This is a genomic window from Arthrobacter sp. NPDC058288 (assembly GCF_042880995.1).
GTDB lineage: Bacteria > Actinomycetota > Actinomycetes > Actinomycetales > Micrococcaceae > Arthrobacter.
Map to the genome: position 1 here is coordinate 1 of NZ_JBHVYH010000022.1, position 1072 is coordinate 1072.

Annotated in this window: 1 protein-coding gene and 1 pseudogene; both read right to left on the reverse strand. The window is 63.9% G+C overall.

The features are described from left to right. On the reverse strand, positions 1 to 875 hold an 875-nt coding region (locus ACFVWT_RS22565; protein ID WP_390251886.1), incomplete at its 3' end, for a carbohydrate ABC transporter permease. After that, positions 875 to 1072, reverse strand: a pseudogene (locus tag ACFVWT_RS22570) (sugar ABC transporter permease); the annotation flags it as partial. The pseudogene ACFVWT_RS22570 and the gene ACFVWT_RS22565, both read right to left, overlap by 1 nt.

Genomic DNA, 1072 nt, shown 5'->3' on the forward strand with positions numbered 1-1072 from the left:
CCGCCGATGCCGCCGACGCTGAAGTATTTGTTCAGGGTGGCGAAGACGATGACCGGCGGGAGCATCATGACCACGGCGAGGGCCATGACGGAGGTCCAGTCCGTGGCGTTCTGCTGGAAGAAGGACTGGACGCCCATGGGGAGGGTGAAGATTTCGTTGGAGCGCAGGAAGACGATGGCAACGAGGTAGTCGTTCCAAGCCAGCAGGAAGGCGAAGATGGCGGTGGAGAGGATGCCGGGAAGGGAGTTTCGGAGGACCACTTTGGTGAAGGACCCGAACACTGAGCAGCCGTCGATCCAGGAGGCTTCCTCGAGGCTGACGGGAATGGAGTCGAAGTAGGCGGCCATCATCCAGGTGGCCACGGTCATGGTGGAGCCCACGTAGATGATGGTGATGCCCAGCAGGTTGTCCACCAGGCCCATGCCGGCGAACAGGATGAAGAGCGGGACCACCGAGGTGATGATGGGCAGGGACTGCATGACGAACAGCAGCAGGGAGTATCCGGAGACCGCCCTGCTGCGGCCGCGGGAGAGGACGTAGCCGGCGGGGGCGGCGACGGCCACGGAGACCAACACGGTGGACAGGGTGGTGATGAGGCTGTTCTGCAGCCAGGTGGCAGCCAGGGTTCCGGAGAACACGTTGGCGAGGTTCTCGAAGGTCAGGCCTGTGGCGGTGCTGGTCGGTCCGGGGGTGAAGGCCAGGATCACGGTGACCATGATCGGCACCAGCACGATTGCGGTGATGACCAGGATGGCCGTGAACCGCCACCACCGGCCGCGATCGCCTGCTTCGGAAACGGTGCGTCGCTTCTTGCCGGTGTCAGTGACTCCCAGGACCGGGCCGGATTGGGGATGGGCGTGGACTACAGCGCTCATTATTCAACACTCGACTTTCGGATCTGGCGGTACAGGATGACGGAGATGACCACCAGGGTCATGGTCATGAGGAACGCGATGGCTACGCCGGGGCCGGTGGCGAAGTCCTGGAAGACCGTGCGGTAGGCCAGGACTACCAGGGAGGTGGTGGCGCTGACCGGCCCGCCGCCGGTCAGCAGGTAGATGGTGGGGAAGTC